Origin of the sequence: Luteococcus sanguinis (genome assembly GCF_039527675.1) — a bacterium.
Taxonomy (GTDB): domain Bacteria; phylum Actinomycetota; class Actinomycetes; order Propionibacteriales; family Propionibacteriaceae; genus Luteococcus; species Luteococcus sanguinis.
Map to the genome: position 1 here is coordinate 40,176 of NZ_BAAAKI010000013.1, position 18,140 is coordinate 58,315.

General features: G+C 69.4%; 17 protein-coding genes. 2 read left to right on the top strand and 15 right to left on the bottom strand.

From position 1 onward, the window contains the following. Window positions 1–39: 39 nt before the first annotated feature. Window positions 40–720, top strand: coding sequence for a uridine kinase family protein (locus ABD089_RS09440; protein ID WP_343886106.1), 681 nt, complete (start codon window positions 40–42; stop codon window positions 718–720). Between the two features lie 135 nt (window positions 721–855). On the opposite strand, the gene ABD089_RS09445 is transcribed toward ABD089_RS09440, so the two are convergent. The 4 genes from ABD089_RS09445 to ABD089_RS09460 all read right to left on the bottom strand — a co-directional run bounded on the left by ABD089_RS09445 (window position 856) and on the right by ABD089_RS09460 (window position 5,487). Continuing rightward, window positions 856–1,005, bottom strand: a complete 150-nt coding sequence (locus ABD089_RS09445) for a hypothetical protein (RefSeq protein ID WP_343886107.1) — start codon at window positions 1,003–1,005, stop codon at window positions 856–858. 146 nt (window positions 1,006–1,151) lie between these two features. Beyond that, window positions 1,152–2,504, bottom strand: a complete 1,353-nt coding sequence (locus ABD089_RS09450) for an RsmB/NOP family class I SAM-dependent RNA methyltransferase (RefSeq protein WP_343886108.1) — start codon at window positions 2,502–2,504, stop codon at window positions 1,152–1,154. Continuing rightward, window positions 2,501–3,436 (bottom strand): methionyl-tRNA formyltransferase, encoded by a 936-nt coding sequence (fmt, locus tag ABD089_RS09455; protein ID WP_343886109.1) that lies wholly within the window; start codon window positions 3,434–3,436, stop codon window positions 2,501–2,503. Before fmt ends, ABD089_RS09450 begins: the two co-directional genes overlap by 4 nt. Window positions 3,437–3,483: 47 nt before the next feature. Beyond that, window positions 3,484–5,487 carry a primosomal protein N' gene (locus ABD089_RS09460; protein ID WP_343886110.1) on the bottom strand — a complete coding sequence of 668 codons (2,004 nt, stop codon included), beginning with the start codon at window positions 5,485–5,487 and terminating at the stop codon, window positions 3,484–3,486. A 121-nt stretch (window positions 5,488–5,608) separates the two neighbouring features. Here ABD089_RS09460 and ABD089_RS09465 point away from each other — a divergent pair, with 121 nt between their 5' ends. Then, window positions 5,609–6,907, top strand: a complete 1,299-nt coding sequence (locus tag ABD089_RS09465) for a threonine/serine exporter family protein (protein WP_343886111.1) — start codon at window positions 5,609–5,611, stop codon at window positions 6,905–6,907. Here the strand turns inward: ABD089_RS09465 and metK are convergent. The 11 genes from metK to carA all read right to left on the bottom strand — a co-directional run bounded on the left by metK (window position 6,819) and on the right by carA (window position 18,026). Continuing rightward, complete coding sequence (gene metK / locus ABD089_RS09470; protein ID WP_343886113.1) at window positions 6,819–8,003, bottom strand: methionine adenosyltransferase; 1,185 nt, start codon at window positions 8,001–8,003, stop codon at window positions 6,819–6,821. The two genes, ABD089_RS09465 and metK, sit on opposite strands and share 89 nt — an antisense overlap. Before the next feature lie 113 nt (window positions 8,004–8,116). After that, window positions 8,117–9,397: a bifunctional phosphopantothenoylcysteine decarboxylase/phosphopantothenate--cysteine ligase CoaBC gene (gene coaBC, locus ABD089_RS09475; RefSeq protein WP_386769658.1), complete on the bottom strand. Its 1,281-nt coding sequence runs from the start codon at window positions 9,395–9,397 to the stop codon at window positions 8,117–8,119. Between the two features lie 17 nt (window positions 9,398–9,414). Continuing rightward, window positions 9,415–9,756, bottom strand: coding sequence for a DNA-directed RNA polymerase subunit omega (rpoZ, locus tag ABD089_RS09480; RefSeq protein ID WP_343886114.1), 342 nt, complete (start codon window positions 9,754–9,756; stop codon window positions 9,415–9,417). Between the two features lie 78 nt (window positions 9,757–9,834). Then, the gene (gmk, locus tag ABD089_RS09485; RefSeq protein WP_343886115.1) at window positions 9,835–10,413 is read right to left on the bottom strand and encodes a guanylate kinase; all 579 of its coding nucleotides are present in this window, start codon (window positions 10,411–10,413) and stop codon (window positions 9,835–9,837) included. Next, on the bottom strand, window positions 10,410–10,733 hold the full coding sequence (gene mihF, locus ABD089_RS09490) for an integration host factor, actinobacterial type (RefSeq protein ID WP_343886288.1): 324 nt from the start codon (window positions 10,731–10,733) through the stop codon (window positions 10,410–10,412). The genes gmk and mihF overlap by 4 nt, the downstream gene beginning before the upstream one ends. Before the next feature lie 105 nt (window positions 10,734–10,838). Beyond that, window positions 10,839–11,645, bottom strand: a complete 807-nt coding sequence (gene pyrF / locus ABD089_RS09495) for an orotidine-5'-phosphate decarboxylase (RefSeq protein WP_343886116.1) — start codon at window positions 11,643–11,645, stop codon at window positions 10,839–10,841. Between the two features lie 79 nt (window positions 11,646–11,724). After that, entirely contained in the window at window positions 11,725–11,991 is a 267-nt protein-coding gene (locus ABD089_RS09500) for a Txe/YoeB family addiction module toxin (RefSeq protein ID WP_343886117.1), read from the bottom strand. Further along, window positions 11,988–12,230 carry a type II toxin-antitoxin system Phd/YefM family antitoxin gene (locus ABD089_RS09505; RefSeq protein WP_343886118.1) on the bottom strand — a complete coding sequence of 81 codons (243 nt, stop codon included), beginning with the start codon at window positions 12,228–12,230 and terminating at the stop codon, window positions 11,988–11,990. Before ABD089_RS09505 ends, ABD089_RS09500 begins: the two co-directional genes overlap by 4 nt. Window positions 12,231–12,281: 51 nt before the next feature. Continuing rightward, on the bottom strand, window positions 12,282–13,373 hold the full coding sequence (locus ABD089_RS09510) for a quinone-dependent dihydroorotate dehydrogenase (RefSeq protein WP_343886119.1): 1,092 nt from the start codon (window positions 13,371–13,373) through the stop codon (window positions 12,282–12,284). Further along, entirely contained in the window at window positions 13,373–16,732 is a 3,360-nt protein-coding gene (gene carB / locus ABD089_RS09515) for a carbamoyl-phosphate synthase large subunit (RefSeq protein ID WP_343886120.1), read from the bottom strand. Before carB ends, ABD089_RS09510 begins: the two co-directional genes overlap by 1 nt. 4 nt (window positions 16,733–16,736) lie before the next feature. Continuing rightward, window positions 16,737–18,026 carry a glutamine-hydrolyzing carbamoyl-phosphate synthase small subunit gene (gene carA / locus ABD089_RS09520; protein WP_343886121.1) on the bottom strand — a complete coding sequence of 430 codons (1,290 nt, stop codon included), beginning with the start codon at window positions 18,024–18,026 and terminating at the stop codon, window positions 16,737–16,739. Between the last annotated feature and the right edge of the window lie 114 nt (window positions 18,027–18,140).

The window sequence follows — 18,140 nt, forward strand, 5'->3', positions numbered from 1 at the left end:
AACCATGTTGACGACGGCCCGACCTGACAGGATCGGGCCATGACGATGCACCTGGTGGACGGCGAACCAGCCTTCGACGGTTGGCGGGCCGTGGACATCCCTGACCTGGCGGGACAGCTAATGCGACGAGCCGGCGACGTGGCCGGCCGCCCGGTGGTGCTGGCCGTGGACGGCCACGGGGCCAGCGGCAAGTCCACCTTCGCTGACCAGTTGCGCGACGTGGTCCCCGGCTCGGTCGTCGTCCCCACCGATGACCTCGCCTGGCACGAACCCTTCTTCGGGTGGGGCCACCTGCTCCGGCAGTTGCTCACCGAGCTCCACGAGGCCGGCGCTGCCCAGCTGGTCCCGCCGCAATGGCCGGCCCGTGGACGCAAGGGCGCCGTGGACATCCCGGCGGGCACCAGCATGGTCGTGGTCGAGGGAACCGGCGCGGCGCTGCGTGACGTGGCCGACCTGCTGGACGTCGTGGTCTGGGTGCAGTCCGACTTCGCAGAATCAGAGCGACGCGGCATCGCCCGGGACGACGAGTCGGGCGTCAACGGTGACCATGAGCAGACGGTCGCCTTCTGGCACGAGTGGATGGGTCACGAGCGGGCGCACTTCCGTCAGGACCGCCCGTGGGAGCGGGCCGACCTGATCGTGGCCGGCACCCCCGTGGTGGAGCTCGCCGACGGCCAGGTCGCGGTGAGCGTGCCAGAGGGCGGCACGGTGGCCTGGTGATCTTGGGCTCCGCGTTGCTGCGGCCGGTGGTGTCGGCGCTGCTGAAAATCGGACGAATCAACTCATTGGAACGATCCACGCGCCGATGTGGTCAGCTCACGTCCGATTCCCAGCAGCACTCGGCGACGCGACGACTCACTTGTCGTCGGCGGGGTGCTCCGGCTCCTCGGGCTCGAAGCTGGACGGCGCCTCAGGCGTGTCGCCCAGCCCGGCGCCCTCGTCGTTGAGCTCGTCCAGCGAGGTGCCCTCGGTCTCGTCGATCTCGATGTTCTGGTTCTCCGACATGTCGGCCTCCTCGGGTTCGGGTGTGCGGCCACACTAGGAGCGTCGGCGACGATCCCGGCACACCCCTTCGGGTCTCGCGACGGCTGGCCGCAGGGCCCCTGGACAGGCTCGGGGAACGTGGGCGGGCTCGGGGAACGAGAGGCCGGTCAGCTCACCCGGAGCAGCGCCAGGAACATCGCGTCCGTGCCGTGCCGATGGGGCCACAACTGGACGAAGCGCTCGTCGGTCAGCGCACGGCAGTCGGACACCTCGGGCAGGAAGGACGCGGCGTCCAACACCTCCACCTCGCGGTCGAGGTCGCCGTCCAGCACGGTGCGAACGATGTCGGAGGTCTCGGCCTTGTGCGGGGAACAGGTGACGTAGGCCACCACGCCACCGGGCTTGGCCGACGCGATCGCCGCACGCAGCAGCCCTACCTGGACCTCGCGCAGTTCCCGGACGTCCTGGGTCTCCCGGCGCCACCGTGACTCGGGACGACGACGCAGGGACCCCAACCCGGAGCAGGGGACGTCGGCCATCACCCGCGCAAACGAAGCCAGCTCCCAGGTGGGCTCGGTGCCGTCGCCCACGACGATCTCGACGGTGCCGTGTGGATAGGCCCGCACCGCCTTGCGCACCAGTTCCGCGCGGTGCTCGTGCACCTCGTTGGCCAGCAGGGTGGTCCCCGCCTGCCGGGCCAGCCCGGCGAGCAGGGCAGCCTTGCCGCCGGGGCCGGCGCACAGGTCGAGCCAGCGTCCGTCCGGGGCCTCGGCCCGTGACAGGGCGAGCGCGACCAGCTGCGAGCCCTCGTCCTGGACACCGGCCCGGCGTTGCCTGACGGCGGGGACATCAGCGGGGTTGCCCTCGCGGGTCGCGCCGAAGGGCGAGTACTGGGTTTCGGTGCCCCCGGCGGCGACGAGCTCCTCGAGCGTCGAGTACCCGGGACGGATGACGAGCGTCGGCACCGGCGGGACATTGTCCGCGGCCAGCGCGTCCGCCAGCTCCTTGGACGGCAGCACCGCGGCCCAGGCGTCCACGATCCAGCGCGGGTGGCCGGTGCGCAGCGCGAGCGCCCCCATCTCCCCCATGCCGTCGGTGATGATGTGGAGCCACTCGTCGAAGTCGTGCGCGGCGACCTTGCGGATGATCGCGTTGACCACACCCGTCGTCCGCTCCCCCAGCGCCACTCCGGCCAGGTCCACCGAGGTCGACACCGCCGCGTGCGTCGGGGTGCGCATGCCGAGCAGCTGGTGGGTGCCCAGGCGCAGCACGTCCACGATGGCGGGCTGCAGGCTGTCGAGCGTCCGGCCAGCGGCAGTCTCGATGATGCGGTCGTAGGTGCCCATCCAGCGGGAGGTGCCGTTGACCAACTCGGTCGCCAGCGCCGCCTCCTGCCGGTCAAGGTCGTGGGCGCGGGTCTGCTCGGCCAGCGCGAGGTTCGTGTAGGCGCCGGACGCGTGCACGTCGCGCAGGGTGTCGAAGGCCGCCATCCGGGCCAGGTCGATGAACCGATCGGTCATGCGAAACGCTCCGTCCGCTCGGGGTCGCTGCCGAGCCGCACGCCGCGGGCCCAGTCTGCGCCGGACATCTCCTTCTTGCCGTGCGCCTGGACGCGCAGCAACTCCAGCGAACCACCTCCGGTGCCGACGAACAGGGCCTTCTTGGTGGCGCGAAGTTCACCGGGGTCCAGCGGTTCGTCCAGTCGGGTCGGCTGGGCAAGCAGCACCTTGAAGCGCTCACCGTCGTAGGTGGTCCAGGCTCCGGGGTTCGGGTTCGCGCCATGGGCCAGGGCGGCAATCCGGGAGGCTCGGTTGGTCCAGTCGATGCGCACCTCGTCCACGGTCACCTTGGGTGCCAGCGAGAGACCATCGGGCGCCTGCGGGACGGGTCGACGTCCGGCCTCGATGTCGGCCAGCGTGGCGACCATCAGCTCGGCACCACGAACGGCCAGCCGGTCGAGCAGGTCACCAGCGGTGTCCAGGACGTCGATCTCCTCGGTGATCGCGCGGTACACGTCGCCGGCGTCGAGTTCATGGACGAGTTCGAAGGTGGTCGCGCCGGTGAGCATGTCGCCGGCCATCACCGCCCGCTGCACGGGTGCCGCGCCGCGGTAGGCGGGCAGCAGCGAGAAGTGCAGGTTGACCCAGCCGTGTGTGGGAATGGTGAGCACGTGGTCGGGAACCAGCGCACCGTAGGCCACCACCGGGCAGACCTCCGGGGCCTTCTCGGTGAGCCAGCCGACGAAGTCCTCGTCGCGGGGGTGCGCGGGCTTGACGACCTCGAGGCCCAGTTCCTCGGCCTTCAGCGCGACCGGCGATGCGGTCAGCTTCTTGCCGCGGCCGGCCGGTGCATCGGGACGGGTGACCACGCCGACCACCTCGTGCCCGGCCGCCACGAGGGCGACCAGGCAGGGGACGGCAGGTTCAGGGGTTCCAGCGAAGACGATGCGCACCGGCTGATCCTACCGGGCGGCTCGGGCGCGATTCGGGCGACGACGGGTCAGGCGAGCTGGGCGGGATCGACGCGGACGCGCACCGAGCCCTCCATCTTCTTCGCCGACCGCACAGCGCTGGCGGCTTTCACCGCACGGGTCAGTTCACGTCCGTGGGACAAGGGCGTACGCAGCACCAGCCGGTCGACGTCCGCCTCGGTGGTGGGCACCGGGCCGAGCACCTCGCTGACCTCTGGCAGGGCGGTCGCGGCCAGCATCTCGTCCAGCGCCGAGCGGCGCCCCTCCAGGGTCACGAACTTCACGGCCGGTGGGAACCGGGCCTCGAACCGCTCCGCCAGCTCGCGCCGCGCGAACCCGGCCGGGTCGAGCCGGACCAGGGCCTGCAGCGTCCGGTCGTTCGCGGGCCCCACGATGGCGACGGTTCCGCCCGCTGAGCCCGGACGCACCAGTGCCGCCGCGTTGAGCCAGCGTCGCAGCGCCTCCTCCCCCGCCCTCAGGTCCAGTCGTCCCAGCAGCTGCATGGCGTCCAGCAGGACGGCCGCCGCATAGCCGGTCGGGGCGTGTGGTTCACCGCCGGGGGTTGCGATCACCAGGGCGGGTTCGTCGGGAATCTCCGGGACGACCGTTCCGCCGGACGAGTCGACGACGCGCGTTCCGGCGAAGGCCCGCCCCAGCTCCTCGGCCGTCCGGTCGGCGCCGACGACGGGGGCGCGGAGGCGGTGGTCACCGCAGCTCGGGCAGCGCCAACCGGTGACGATCTTCCCGCACCAGCCGCAGGACAACTGCTGCCCGTCGGCCCTGCGTTTGGACGTCACCGGACCTTGGCAGTGGGGGCACCGGACGCCCGTGCGGCAGGTCTGGCAGGACAGGGCGACGAGGTAGCCAGCGCGCGGCACCTGCACCAGCACCGGACCTGCGGCGAGACCGGCCCGGATCGTCTCGAAGACCAGCTGCGGCAACCGGATGCTGCCCGCCAATGGGTCCCGCTCCAAGGCCTTGTCGGAATCGGCGGCGGCCCGGATCGCGGGCGCCTCCCGCCGCGCGAGGCCCGGTTCGAGGGCCACCGGCGTCACCCAGCCCCGCTCGATCCACGACTCCATCTCGCAACTGCGGGCGTGGCCCGCGAACAGCAGCGCGCAGCGCTCTTGGGTGGAACGGATCGCGGCGACATCGCGGGCGTGGAAGTAGGGGGCCCGGGGCTCGGACCACAGGTCGTCGCCGTCGTCCCACAAAACCGTCAGGCCGAGGTTCCGCATCGGGGCGAAGGCGGCAGCCCGGGTGCCGATGACGACGCGTGCCTCACCGCGGGACAGGGCCAGGAAGTTCCGATAACGAGCGGCCTGGCCGAGGTCGGCGTGCAGCACGGCGACCGACGATGCACCGATGGCGCTGCCGAGTCGTTCACGCAGGCCGTTGAGGTCCTTGATGTCGGGGACGAGCACCAGCACTCCTCGTCCAGACCGCAACGTCGCGACCGTCGCCTGCACCAGGCCCACCCACGGATCGTGCGCCGTCGAGGCCGCCACCTGCCAGAACCAACGACCGGTGCCGCCGGAGGCCAGGGAGTCGAGCATCTCCGTGCCGCACGGGTAGCCGCCCAGCGGCCCGGCCGGGGCACCTCCTGGCAGCGGACCCTCTGGCAGCGAGGGCTCCGGCCAGGGCTTGCGCTCGGCCTTCTCGGTGGCGGCGTGCCGCGGTGGCACCGCGAGCCGCATCACGTCCGCGAAGCTTCCGGCGCAGTGGTCAGCCACCGCGCGCACGAGCGCGATCTGGGTGGGTCCGAGGACCGATTCCGCGGAGACCACCTTGCCCAGCGGAGACAGGCGTCCGGCGACATCGGTGCTGGTCGGACGTTCGACGATGAAGCCGTCGCGCAGTTGCCCGGCGAAGCGCGTCCGCACCCGGGCGCCGACCACGGCGTCCGCCTCATCGGTTGGTGCGACCTCGTAGTCGAAGAAGCGGTCCAGGTGCGGCAATGGGACGTCGAGGGCCACCCGCGCGATGCCCCGCGCGGGTGGGGCCCCCGCCAGCAACGCGTCCTGTGACTCCATGGCCTCGATGCTAGGCGGTGGGCCAGACAACTCCTCCACAGGCTCGGGGGCGGTTGTTGCGCGCTCGGGGAACGTTCGGGGCACCAGGTTCGGGGAACGAAGTGGTCGCTATCGTGTCCGCGTGAATGACTTCTCCGACGACGACACCCGCCGGCTGCTGGGCTACCTGGGTGTCGCGCTGGTCGCCGGAGGCGCCACCGTCACCGACGCCGAGGCCGACGTGAAACTCGTCGGACGACACCTCGGCTACCCCAATGTCCAGGTCAGCGCGCTGCCGACCACCGTCATGCTCTCCCTCACCTCCGGCGGGCCCGCGTCGATCGAGCGCAATGAAGGCCCATTCCGGCTGGACCAGTCCTATGCCGCCGCCGAGGTGCGCCAGCAGTTGATGGCCGGACGCCTGACCGTCGCCCAGGCCGTCGCCAGGCTCGCGCAGATCCGCCGCAAGCCGCACACCTACGGCGTGTGGGCGAGCTACTGGGGCAACATGCTGGTGGCGCTGGGCATCTGCCTGGTCATGCAGCCCGGTTGGACGAATGTCGCGCTGGTCGCTGGCTGTTCCCTGCTCGTCACCCTGCTCACCCGCCTGTCAGCACGGCACGCGCTGCTGGCTGCCCTGCTGCCCGTCGTCGCCACCTTGGCCGTGTCGCTCATCATCTTGTGGTGCACCCAACAGGGCTGGATGGACGGACCCCTGCGCACGCTGATCTGCCCGGTGGCCATCCTGCTGCCAGGCGCCCTGTTGTCCACCGCGATGGCCGAACTGGCCACCGGAGCGATGGTCTCCGGCGGTGCCCGGGCGGCCTTCGGCCTGGTTCAGCTGCTGTTGGCAGCCCTGGGTACGGTCTCCGCGGCACTGCTGCTCGGCTTTCCCTCCTCCCAACTGACCAACCTGCGGATCGACGAGCTGGGTTGGTGGGCTCCCCCGCTGGGCGTCGCCGCAATCGCCTTCGGCATCTGCTGGTCGGAGGCACTCCCGATGCGGATGCTCGCCTATGTCGCGCCCGTCCTGGTGGCCACCTACGTCGCCCAGGCCAATGGTCAGCACCACTGGCCGACCGTTCCGGTGGGTGCCTTCGCCGGCGGCGCGATCGCCAGCTTCCTCGCCAGCTGGATCGAGACGCGGTTCGACGTCCCCCGCCTGATCGTCTTCCTGCCGTCCTTCTGGCTGCTCGTCCCCGGGACGCTCGGTCTGCTCGGCATCACGTCCGTCGGGCTGGGAACGGGACAGACCCAGAGCCTCGTCGCGGTCCTGGTGCTCGTCGCGGCGATTGCCCTGGGTCTGCTCGTGGGTACTGCCTTCTCGCTCCCGGTGAGGCGGCTGGCCAGCCTCAGATTGCGGCTCGCAGCGCCTCGACCCGGTCGGTCCGCTCCCAGTTCATCCCGGGCAGTTCACGGCCGAAGTGGCCGTAGGCAGTGAAGGTCGAGTAGCGGGTGTTGAGCAGATCCAGGTCGCGCACGATCGCGGCCGGGCGCAGGTCGAAGACGTCCAGCACGGCGGCCTTGATCTTCTCCTCGTCGAACTTCGCGGTACCGAAGGTGTCGATGTAGAAACCAACCGGGGCAGCCTTGCCGATGGCGTAGGCCACCTGCACCTCGCAGCGGTCGGCCAGCTCGGCCGCGACGACGTTCTTGGCCACCCACCGCATCGCATAGGCGGCGGAACGGTCAACCTTGGACGGGTCCTTGCCGGAGAAGGCACCGCCACCGTGGCGGGCCATGCCGCCGTAGGTGTCGACGATGATCTTGCGGCCGGTCACGCCCGCGTCACCCATCGGCCCGCCAATGACGAACTTGCCGGTGGGGTTGACGTAGGTCTTGATGCCCTCGGTGGTGAGCTCGTAGCGCGCCAACACCGGATCGATGACGTGCTTGATCAGGTCGGGGGTGATGGTGCGCTCGATCGAGGTGCCCTCAGCGTGCTGGGTGGAGACGACGATCGTGTCCACACCCACCGGGCGTCCGTCCTGGTCGTAGTCGATGGTCACCTGGGTCTTGCCGTCGGGACGCAGGTAGTCCAGCGTGCCATCCTTGCGGACCTGCGTGAGCTGCTCCGAGAGGCGATGCGCCAAGTCGATCGGCAGCGGCATCAGCGAGGAGGTCTCGCGGCACGCGTAACCGAACATCAGGCCCTGGTCGCCGGCACCCTGCAGGTCAAGCTCATCGCCAGAGCCCTCACGGTTCTCGTAGGCCTTGTCAACGCCCTGGGCGATGTCGGGCGACTGGGAGCCGATGGCGACGGTGACGCCGCATGAGCGCCCGTCGAAGCCCTTCTCGGACGAGTCGTAGCCGATGTCGAGGACGGTTTGACGGGCCAGGCCATTGATGTCGGCGTAGGCCTCGGTGGTCACCTCGCCGGCGACGACGACCAGGCCGGTGGTGACGAGGGTCTCGACGGCGACGCGCGAAGTGCGGTCCTGTTCGAGCATGGCGTCGAGGACGGCATCGCTGATGGCGTCGGCGACCTTGTCGGGATGTCCCTCGGTGACTGATTCCGAGGTGAACAGTCTGCTCACGGTGGTACTCCTTCTGCGGGGCGAAGAGCCCTGCGGTACGGCCCCCTCGGCGAGGGGGCCTGGTGTGTTTTCACATCGGGCGACAAGCCCGACCACTGGCCCCTGGCGGGGCGCTACCCCTGGCGGGGCGTTCTGGGGACGAGCCGCTGGGCGGCTGCGTCGATGATCGCGGCGGCGGCCGCGGACTTGGAACCGGTCACGGCGGACAGGGGTCCATCGGCCCCGAGCACGACCACGCTGGTGGTCGCCAGCCCGAAGACCTTCCCGCCGGAGACGTCGTTGAGCACCAACAGGTCGCAGCCCTTGTGGGCAAGCTTGGTGCGTCCCAACCCAATCAGCTCTTCCCGGTCGGGCGCGGTCTCGGCCGCGAAGCCGACCAGCACCTGCCCATCCGGCTTGGAGGCGGCCAGACCGGCCAGCACGTCGGGCGTCTGGACGAGGTCCAGGTCCAACCCGCCATCGCCGTTCTTCTTGATCTTGGTGTCGCTGGCCTGCGCAGGGGTGAAATCGGCAGGAGCGGCGGCCATGATCACGACCTCGGCGTCCCGCGCGAGACCGACCATGGCGTCACGCAGGTCTGTGGTGCTGGAGACCCGCTCGATCACCACCCCGCTCGGCAGTTCGGTCTCGACGTGGGCCGCAACCAGGGTCACCTCGGCACCCCGCAGCGCGGCCTCGCGTGCCAGGGCAACGCCCATCAGGCCAGAGGACGAGTTGCCGAGGAAGCGGACCGGGTCGAGATACTCGCGCGTCCCGCCTGCGGAGATGACGACGCGACGTCCGCTCAGGTCATGTTCGGCCGCCTTGCGGGCAGCGTCCGCGCCACCCTCCAGCAGCTGCAGGACGATGTCGACCACCTCGGCCGGCTCGGGCAGCCGTCCGGCCCCGATGTCGGCGCCAGTCAGCCGGCCGGACGCGGGGTCCTTCACGACCACTCCGCGCGAGCGCAGGGTGGCGACGTTCGCCGTGGTGGCGGCGTGCTGCCACATCTCGGTGTGCATCGCGGGGAACATCACCACCGGGCAGCGCGCGGTGAGCAGCACATTGGTGAGCAGGTCGTCCGCCCGACCCTGGGCGGCGCGCGCGAGCAGGTCGGCGGTGGCCGGGGCGACGACGATGAGGTCGGCCTGCTGGCCGAGACGGACGTGCGGAACCTCGGTGATGTCGCTCCACACGTCGGTGGCGACCGGACGCCCGGACAGGGCCTGCCAGGTGGCGAGGCCGACGAAGTTCAGCGAGCTGGGCGTGGGCACGACGTCGACGACGACGCCGTGGTCACGCAGCCGTCGTACAACCTCGCACGACTTGTAGGCAGCAATGCCACCGGCCACCCCGAGGACGACCCGGGGCACGGCGGCCTCGGGTTCGCCAGGCAGGTGGCCGGTGGCGTTCATGTCTGTGCGGCTTGGGCTCAGGCCGGGTCGAGGTCGCCGAAGGGATCGGCGAAGCTGAACTCGGGATCGGCCGCAGCCTGGGCCCGCGCGGCGGACTCGGCCTCGGGATCGATCTCGATGCACTCGAGCTGGTGCGCCTGGATCTCGCGCATGGCGATGCTCAGCGGCTTCTCCTGCACGCCGGTCTCGACCAGCGGGCCCACGTTCTCGAGCAGGCCCTCGCCCAGCTGGGAGTAGTAGGCGTTGATCTGACGGGCGCGCTTGGCCGCGAACAGCACCAGGCGGTACTTCGAGTCGACGGAGTCCAGCAGGTCGTCAATCGGCGGGTTGACGATGCCCTCAGGTGTCTGGTTGCTCAAGGTGAACCTTCGTTTCGAAAGATGTGGCGTTTCGGACGAGACGGGGAAACCCCCGTGACGGCGTGGCCGGACGCGCGGTCACAAGCCAAACAAGCCTACCAAATCGGCCACGGTTTGATCGACTTCGCGATTCGTGACGCGGTGGTCGAAGCCCTCGGCGAGCGCCAGCTCACGCCGGGCGGTCTCCAGCCGGCGGGCCTGCTGCTCGGGAGTCTCGGTTCCCCGGCCCACCAGTCGACGCACCAGCTCGTCCCAGTCGGGCGGGTCGATGAAGACCTGGCAGGCTTGTGGGTAGGTGCGACGCACCTGCTCGGCGCCCTGCAGGTCGATCTCGAGAACGACGACCCGTCCCTGCTCGACGGCGCGCTCGACCTCCGCGCGCGGGGTGCCATACCTGTGTCGCCCGTGGACGACCGCCCATTCCAGCAGGCCGTCGTGGGCGACTAGGTCGTCGAAGGCGACGTCGTCGACGAAGTGGTAGTGAACGCCCTCCACCTCACCGGGCCGCGGCGGCCGGGTGGTGGCCGAGACGCTGACGAAGACCTCCGGGTGGAGCCGCTTCAGGCATGCGACAACCGTCCCCTTGCCCACTGCAGTGGGCCCGGAGACGACGAAGACACGCGGGGCAGACCCAGCCGTGGTGGCTGGGTCGCTCACTCGAACTCGGCCTTGAGTCCCGCCACTTGGTGACGACCGAGGCCGCGAACGCGGCGGTTCGCCGCGATCTCGAGTCGCTCCATGATCTCCGCGGCGCGCTTGTCTCCGACGCGCGGCATCGCCTTGAGCAGGTCGACAACCTTGACGTGCGCGAGCACGTCGTCCTGTGCGGCCGCATCGAGCGCCTGGGTCAGGCTCAGCTGCCCCGAGCGCACCTGGACCTTCAGTTCGGCGCGTGCACGACGTGCCTGTGTTGCGGCCTCCCGAGCGGCCTGCAACTGCTCCGGGGAGAGTGTAGGAATCGCCACGACCTTCTCCATTTCATCCATGTGCCCGGGCGTCGATTCCCGGGTCAATGCACAAACTACAAGCACTTGCGCGTCAGTGCACCCCTTTGGCGGGGTCCGGGCACGGTGCGAGTGCTGTCAGCGTCCGAGCAATGTCTGGACGCGGTCCACCAGGCCCTCGACAGAGGGCCCACCATGGGCGACCTCGCGGCTCGCGGATGGCAGCAGCAGGTCGACGGCGTCACCGAAGATGCCGCGCAGGCCCTCGATGGTCCCGCCCTGGGCGCCGATGCCGGGCACCAGGATCGAGCCGTTGAAGTGCGAGACGTCGACACCGGCGTCGGCGTGGGTACCGCCGACGACCAGACCGAGGGCGTTCTGGCCCGAGCGGGCGTTCTCGGCCGCGGCATCGTCGATCACCTGCTGGGCCACGACCCGTCCGTCATCACCCTTGCTGAGCTGCACCTGGCCGCCCTCGGGGTTGGACGTGCGGGCCAACACGTAGATGCCACGGCCGGTCTCGTGCGCGAGGTCGATCGCCGGACGCAGGGACTCGAACCCCAGGTAGGGGCTCAGGGTGATCGCGTCGGCGCGCAGGGAGGCCTCGTCGGCAAGGTAGGCGCGGGCATAGCCGGCCATGGTGGAGCCGATGTCACCGCGCTTCACGTCCAGGACGCTGAGCGCCCCGGCCTGGCGGATGTCTTCCAGCAGTCGTTCCAGCACGGCGATGCCAGCCGATCCGTGGACCTCGTAGAAGGCGGACTGGGGCTTGAAGACCGCCACCCGCTCCCCCAGCACTTCGACGATGCCCCGAGCAAAGGCCTCGAGGCCGGCGACGTCGTCGTCCAGGCCCCAGTGGGCCAGGGACTGGGCGTGCGGGTCGATCCCGACGCACAGCGCGCCGCGCTCCTCGGTGAGTGCCTTGAGTCGTTCGGCGTAGGTCATGGGTGCGGCGCCTTTCGTGGGAGTGGGTCCATCATTCCATCCCTCAGGTGCCCGCTGCTCACAGCGGGAGTTTCATGCGTCACTCGTAGTGGGTCCACATGCGCAAGACGTGGATGGTGTGCTCGTCGGGCATGACTTCGTAGACCAGTCGGTGCTGGATGTTGATGCGGCGCGAATAGCAGCCCGCGAGATCCCCAACGAGCTTCTCGTAGCGTGGCGGATTGGCCAAGGGATCCCCGGCAATGACCTCAAGCAGGGCCTGCGCCTTCGGCTTTAGCCCTGACGTTGCGAGCTTCTTGGCGTCCTTCTGTGCTTGTCGCGAGTAGACGATCCGCCAGGTGCTCACCAGTCAAGCTCTTCGGAGCCCGCCTCGATGCCCTCGGCGCGGGCCTCGCGGATCGAAGCCGCCATGCCCGGCACCGACTCGAGGTAGATGGTCTCCTGGATGGCTCGCCAGTCGTCCTCGCCGACCAGCACGGCATTTCCACGCTGGCCGGTGATGGTCAGCGGCTCGGACTCCTCGTTGACCTGGTCGATCAGTCGGTAGAGATTGGCTCGCGCAGTGGTGGCGGGGACGGCAGGCATACCCCCCAGCGTACGCCATTGCGTACGGAAAGCACGAACGCCTTCGTGGGCTCAGAGCGAGTTGATGCCGCTCACCAGCGCCGGACCGTTGTAGATGAATCCTGTGTAGACCTGCACCAGCTTGGCGCCCGCATCGAACATCGCCTGTGCATGGCCAGGGGTCATGATGCCGCCCGCTCCCATCACGGGGAGCTCGGTGTGGGCGACGATCCTCTCGACCACACGCAGTGCCTTGTTGGTGAGCGGCGCACCGGACAGCCCCCCGGCCTCGTCCACGAGGGCCTTGTCGGCAGCCGCCAGGCCGTCGCGGGACAGCGTCGTGTTGGTCGCGATCAGGCCACTGACGCCCGCCAGCTCGCAGACCCCGATCGCCTCGTAGAGCGCGTCGGTCTCCAGGTCGGGGGCCAGCTTCACGAAGATCGGCACGGGGTTCGCAGCATCCAGTTCGGCAGCACGCGCCACCAGCGCACGGGTCAGGTCGCGCAACTGGTCACCGTCTTGGAGCTTGCGCAGCCCGGGCGTGTTGGGGCTGGAAACATTGAGTGCCACGTAATCGGCCAGGGGCGCCAGGGCGTCGAAGCTGGCCAGATAGTTCTCGATCGCACCGGGCAGCTCGACGACCTTGTTCTTGCCGATCGAGATGCCCAGCGGGATACCCAGTGCCTGGTTGCCGCGGCGCACTCCCCAACCGGTGAGCCGATCGGCGAGCGCCTGCGCACCGTCGTTGTTGAAGCCCATCCGGTTGACGACGCCCTCGGAGGCCCTGGCCCGGAACACGCGCGGTTTCTCGTTGCCCGGCTGGGGCATCGCGGTGACCGTCCCCAGCTCGGCGAAGCCGAAACCCATCCCGGCCCAGGCCCGAGCGGCAATGCCGTTCTTGTCCAGACCGGCAGCAACACCCACCCGCGACGGGAAGGTGATGCCGGCCATCTCCACCGGGGTCCCCCGCCGGACCACCTTCGCGGCCGCCTGCGCGGCGGGAGCCGGGATCCGTCCCAGCACGTCGATCATCTGCTCGTGGATCTTCTCCGCGTCCCCGCCATGGCTGGCGAACAGTGCCGGACGGACTGCACTGCGGTAGCCGAGCAGCAACGCTCGCTCGGCCGCCGCACGCGCCGCGGCACCGGCAACGGGCCGGTCCATCACTTGCCCGCCTGGGCGACCTGGGCCTGAACCTCGGCGCCCCACTCCTGCAGCGACTTCACGCCGATCTCGGCGCCCTGTTCCTGTGCACACAGGGCTTCGACGGCCTGGACCGTCGCGGCAAGGCCCTGCGCGGTGGTGATGCAGGGGGCATTGTGGACGACCGACGACGCGCGGATCTCGTAGCCGTCGGCGCGCTCGGAGCCGGTCGGCTTGCCGGGGGTGTTGAACACTGCGTCCACCAAGCCGTCGCGGATCAGGTCGACGATCGTCGGCTCACCGTTCGGCCCACGTCCGTCCGAAAACTTGCGGACGACCGTCGTGGACACGCCCTGACGTCCGAGGACGTTCGCGGTGCCCTGGGTGGCCAGGATGGTGAAGCCAAGGTCGAAGAGGCGCTTGACCGGGAAGATCGAGTGGCGCTTGTCCTTGTTGGCCATCGCGACGAAGAAGTTGCCCGAGGTGGGCAGGATCTGCCCGGCGGCGATCTGGCCCTTCGCGAAGGCCTCGCCGAAGGTGGTTGACAGGCCCATCACCTCGCCGGTGGAGCGCATCTCCGGGCCGAGGATGGTGTCGACATTGTGACCCTCGGGAGTGCGGAAACGGTTGAACGGGAGCACCGCCTCCTTCACCGCGATCGGGACACCGGGCCAGGTGTGGGTGCCATCGACCTCGGCGCGCAGCACACCCTGGTCGCGCAGTTCTTGGATGGTCGAGCCCATCATGATCAAGGTCGCTGCCTTGGCCAGCTCGGTCGCGGTCGCCTTCGAGACGAAAGGGACGGTGCGACTGGCGCGCGGGTTGGCCTCGAGGACGTAGAGGGTGTCCCCGGCCAGCGCGAACTGGATGTTGATCAGGCCGTGCACCCCGACGCCGCGGGCGATCGCCTCGGTGGAGACACGGATCTGGTCCACGACCTCCTCACCCAGGGTGATCGGCGGGAGCGCGCAGGCGGAGTCGCCGGAGTGCACACCGGCCTCCTCGATGTGCTCCATCACGCCGCCCATGTACAGCTCAACGCCGTCATAGAGCGCGTCCACGTCGATCTCGACCGCGTCCTGCAGGAAGCGGTCGACCAACACGGGGCTGGTGGGGCTGATCAGGGTGGAGCTGGCGATGTAGCGCTGCAGGCTGGCCTCGTCGTAGACGATCTCCATCCCACGTCCGCCCAGCACATAGCTGGGGCGCACCAGCACCGGGTAGCCGATCTGCTCGGCGACCACGCGCGCCTGGTCGAAGGAGACGGCCATGCCGTGCGCGGGGGCCCGTAGGCCGGCATCGGCGAGGACGGCCTCGAAGGCGCCGCGCTCCTCGGCCAGATGGATCGCCTCGGGGCTCGTGCCGACGATCGGGACGCCCGCATCCTTCAGCTGCTGGGCCAGCTTCAGCGGGGTCTGCCCGCCGAGCTGCACGACCACCCCGGCGACCGGACCGGCCTGGCACTCCGCGTGATAGATCTCCAGCACGTCCTCGAGCGTGAGGGGCTCGAAGTAGAGCCGGTCGGAGGTGTCGTAGTCGGTGGAGACCGTCTCGGGGTTGCAGTTGATCATGATCGACTCGTAGCCGGCCTCGGTCAACGCCATCGCCGCGTGCACGCAGGAGTAGTCGAACTCAATGCCCTGGCCGATGCGGTTCGGGCCCGAGCCGAGGATCAGCACGGCGGGTTTCGTGCGCGGCTGCACCTCCGACTCCTCGTCATAGGAGGAGTAGAAATACGGCGTCCGGGCCGCGAACTCGGCCGCACAGGTGTCGACCGTCTTGTAGACCGGACGGATGCCCAGCGCCCAGCGCACGCCGCGGACGACGTCGACGGACATGTGGTGGGCCGCGCCGATCTGCCCGTCCGAGAATCCGTGCCGCTTCGCGCGACGCAGCAGGTCGGGGGTGAGCTCCTTGGCATCGGCCACCTCGCGGGCCACCTCGACCAGGATGACGAGCTGGTCGATGAACCAGGGGTCGATCTTGGTGGCGTCGAAGATCTCCTGCTCGCTGGCACCGGCCATCAGGGCCTGGAAGACCTCGCCCAGACGCCCATCGTGTGGAATGCGGATGGCCTCCAGCAAGTCGTCCTTGGAGCGCTTGGGCGGGGTCAGCAGGAAGGGCGCCTTGGAGTCCTCCAGCGACCGCAGCGCCTTGCCCAGGGCCTCGGTGAAGTTGCGTCCGATGGCCATCGCCTCACCCACCGACTTCATGTGGGTGGTGAGCACGCCGTCGGCGGTCGGGAACTTCTCGAAGGCGAAGCGGGGCACCTTGACGACGACGTAGTCGAGCGTGGGCTCGAAGGAGGCCGGCGTCTGCTCGGTGATGTCGTTGTCGATCTCGTCCAGGGTGTAGCCGACGGCGACCTTGGCGGCGATCTTGGCGATCGGGAAGCCGGTGGCCTTGGAGGCCAGCGCAGACGAACGCGAGACGCGGGGGTTCATCTCGATGACGATCATGCGGCCGTCGTCGGGGTTGATGGCGAACTGGATGTTGCAGCCACCGGTGTCTACGCCGACGCGACGGATGATCTCGATGCCGACATCGCGCATGTGCTGGTATTCCCGGTCGGTCAGCGTCATCGCGGGGGCGACAGTGATGGAGTCACCGGTGTGGACGCCCATCGGGTCCAGGTTCTCGATGGAACAGATGATCACGACATTGTCGGCCTTGTCGCGCATCACCTCCAGCTCGTACTCCTTCCACCCGATGATCGACTCCTCGATCAGCACCTCGGTGGAGGGGCTGGCGTCCAGACCGGCGCCGGCGATGCGGCGCAGCTCGGCCTCGTCGTGCGCGAAGCCCGAGCCCAGGCCGCCCATGGTGAACGACGGACGGACGACGACCGGGTAGCCGAGCTGGTCGGCGGCGGCGACCACCTCGTCCATGGTGTGGCAGATGACCGAGCGGGCAACTCCCGCGCGGCCGCCGGGGGTGTTGCCGTCGGCGTCGCCCAGCACCTCGAGGGACTCGACGATCTCCTTGAACTTCTCCCGGTCCTCGCCGCGCTGGATGGCATCGAAGTTGGCGCCGATCATCTCGACGCCGTACGTGCCCAGCACGCCGTTCTCGTGCAGGGACACCGCCGCGTTCAGCGCGGTCTGCCCGCCCAGGGTGGGCAGGATCGCGTCGGGACGCTCCTTGGCGATCACCTTCTCGACGAACTCGGGGGTGATCGGCTCGATGTAGGTCGCGTCCGCGAACTGGGGGTCGGTCATGATCGTGGCGGGGTTGGAGTTCACCAGGATCACCCGGTAACCCTCCTCGCGCAGCACGCGGCAGGCCTGGGTGCCGGAGTAGTCGAACTCGGCCGCCTGGCCGATGACGATCGGACCCGACCCGATGACCAGGATCGAGTGGATGTCGGTGCGCTTCGGCATGTGCTCAGTTCTCCTGGGTGCTGGCGGTGATGCTGACCTCGTCCTCGTCCTCGCCGGAGCGCGGGCCGGACCCTGCGGAGGCCGGTTCGCGCGACGAAGCGGGGGGTTCGTGCTTGATGCTTCGCTCCAGAGTCGCTTCGCGGGCGGTCGTCCCCCCTTGCATCATCTGCACGAAACGGTCGAAGAGGTAGTCGGCGTCGTGGGGGCCGGCTGCTGCCTCCGGGTGGTACTGCACCGAGAAGCCGACGAGCTGGTCGTCGCGGTGCAGTTCCAGGCCCTCCACCACGTCGTCGTTGAGGCAGACGTGGCTGACGCTGGCGTTGCCGTAGGGGGTCTCGGTGGCGCGGTCGAGCGGGGCGTCGACGGCGAAGCCGTGGTTGTGGGCGGTGATCTCGACCTTGCGGGTGGTGCGGTCCATGACGGGCTGGTTGATGCCGCGGTGGCCGTACTTCAGCTTGTAGGTGCCGAACCCGAGCGCTCGGCCGAAGAGCTGGTTGCCGAAGCAAATGCCGAAGTAGGGCAGGCCCGCGTCGAGCACACTCTGCAGCAGTTCGACCTGTGCGTCAGCGGTGGCCGGGTCACCGGGGCCATTGGAGAAGAAGACGCCGTCGGGGTTGACGGCCTTGACGTCGTCCAGCGTGGCGGTGGCGGGCAGCACATGCACCTCGATGCCGCGGCGCGCCATCTGCGCGGGTGTCATCGCCTTGATGCCGAGGTCGATGGCGGCGACGGTGAACTTCTTCTCACCGATGGCAGCGACGACCTCGGTCTCGGGGACCGTGACGTCGTCGACGAGGTTCGCCCCCTCCATGCCGGGCTGCTCGAGCACCTTGGCGAGCAGTGCCTGGGGGTCGAGGGTCTCGGTGGAAATGCCGACGCGCATCGCGCCGCGCTCACGCAGGTGGCGGGTCAGCGCGCGGGTGTCGACCTCGCTGATGCCGACGATGCCCTGGCTGCGCAGTTCGTCGTCCAGGCTGCGCACGGAGCGCCAGTTGGACGGGATGCGGGCGGGGTCGCGGACGACATAGCCGGCGACCCAGATGCGGGAACTCTCGTCGTCCTCGTCGTTCCAGCCGGTGTTGCCGATGTGCGGCGCGGTCGCGATGACGACCTGGCGGTGGTAGCTGGGGTCGGTCAGTGTCTCCTGGTAGCCGGACATCCCGGTGGAGAACACCGCCTCACCGAAGGTCTCGCCGGTGGCACCGAAGGAGGTGCCGCGGAAATGGCGGCCATCCTCGAGAACCAGAATCGCGGGAATCGTCTGATCAAACGAAACCGACTGAGTTGAGGTCATGGCCGTCCTCCCCTGCCCGACGCCGCGAGCAAGTGCTGGGTGTGCGGATCGGAGCGACCCTATCAGTCCGCGAGAAAGGATCCGGACGCTCGTCCGAGCGCGGACGCAGCACAC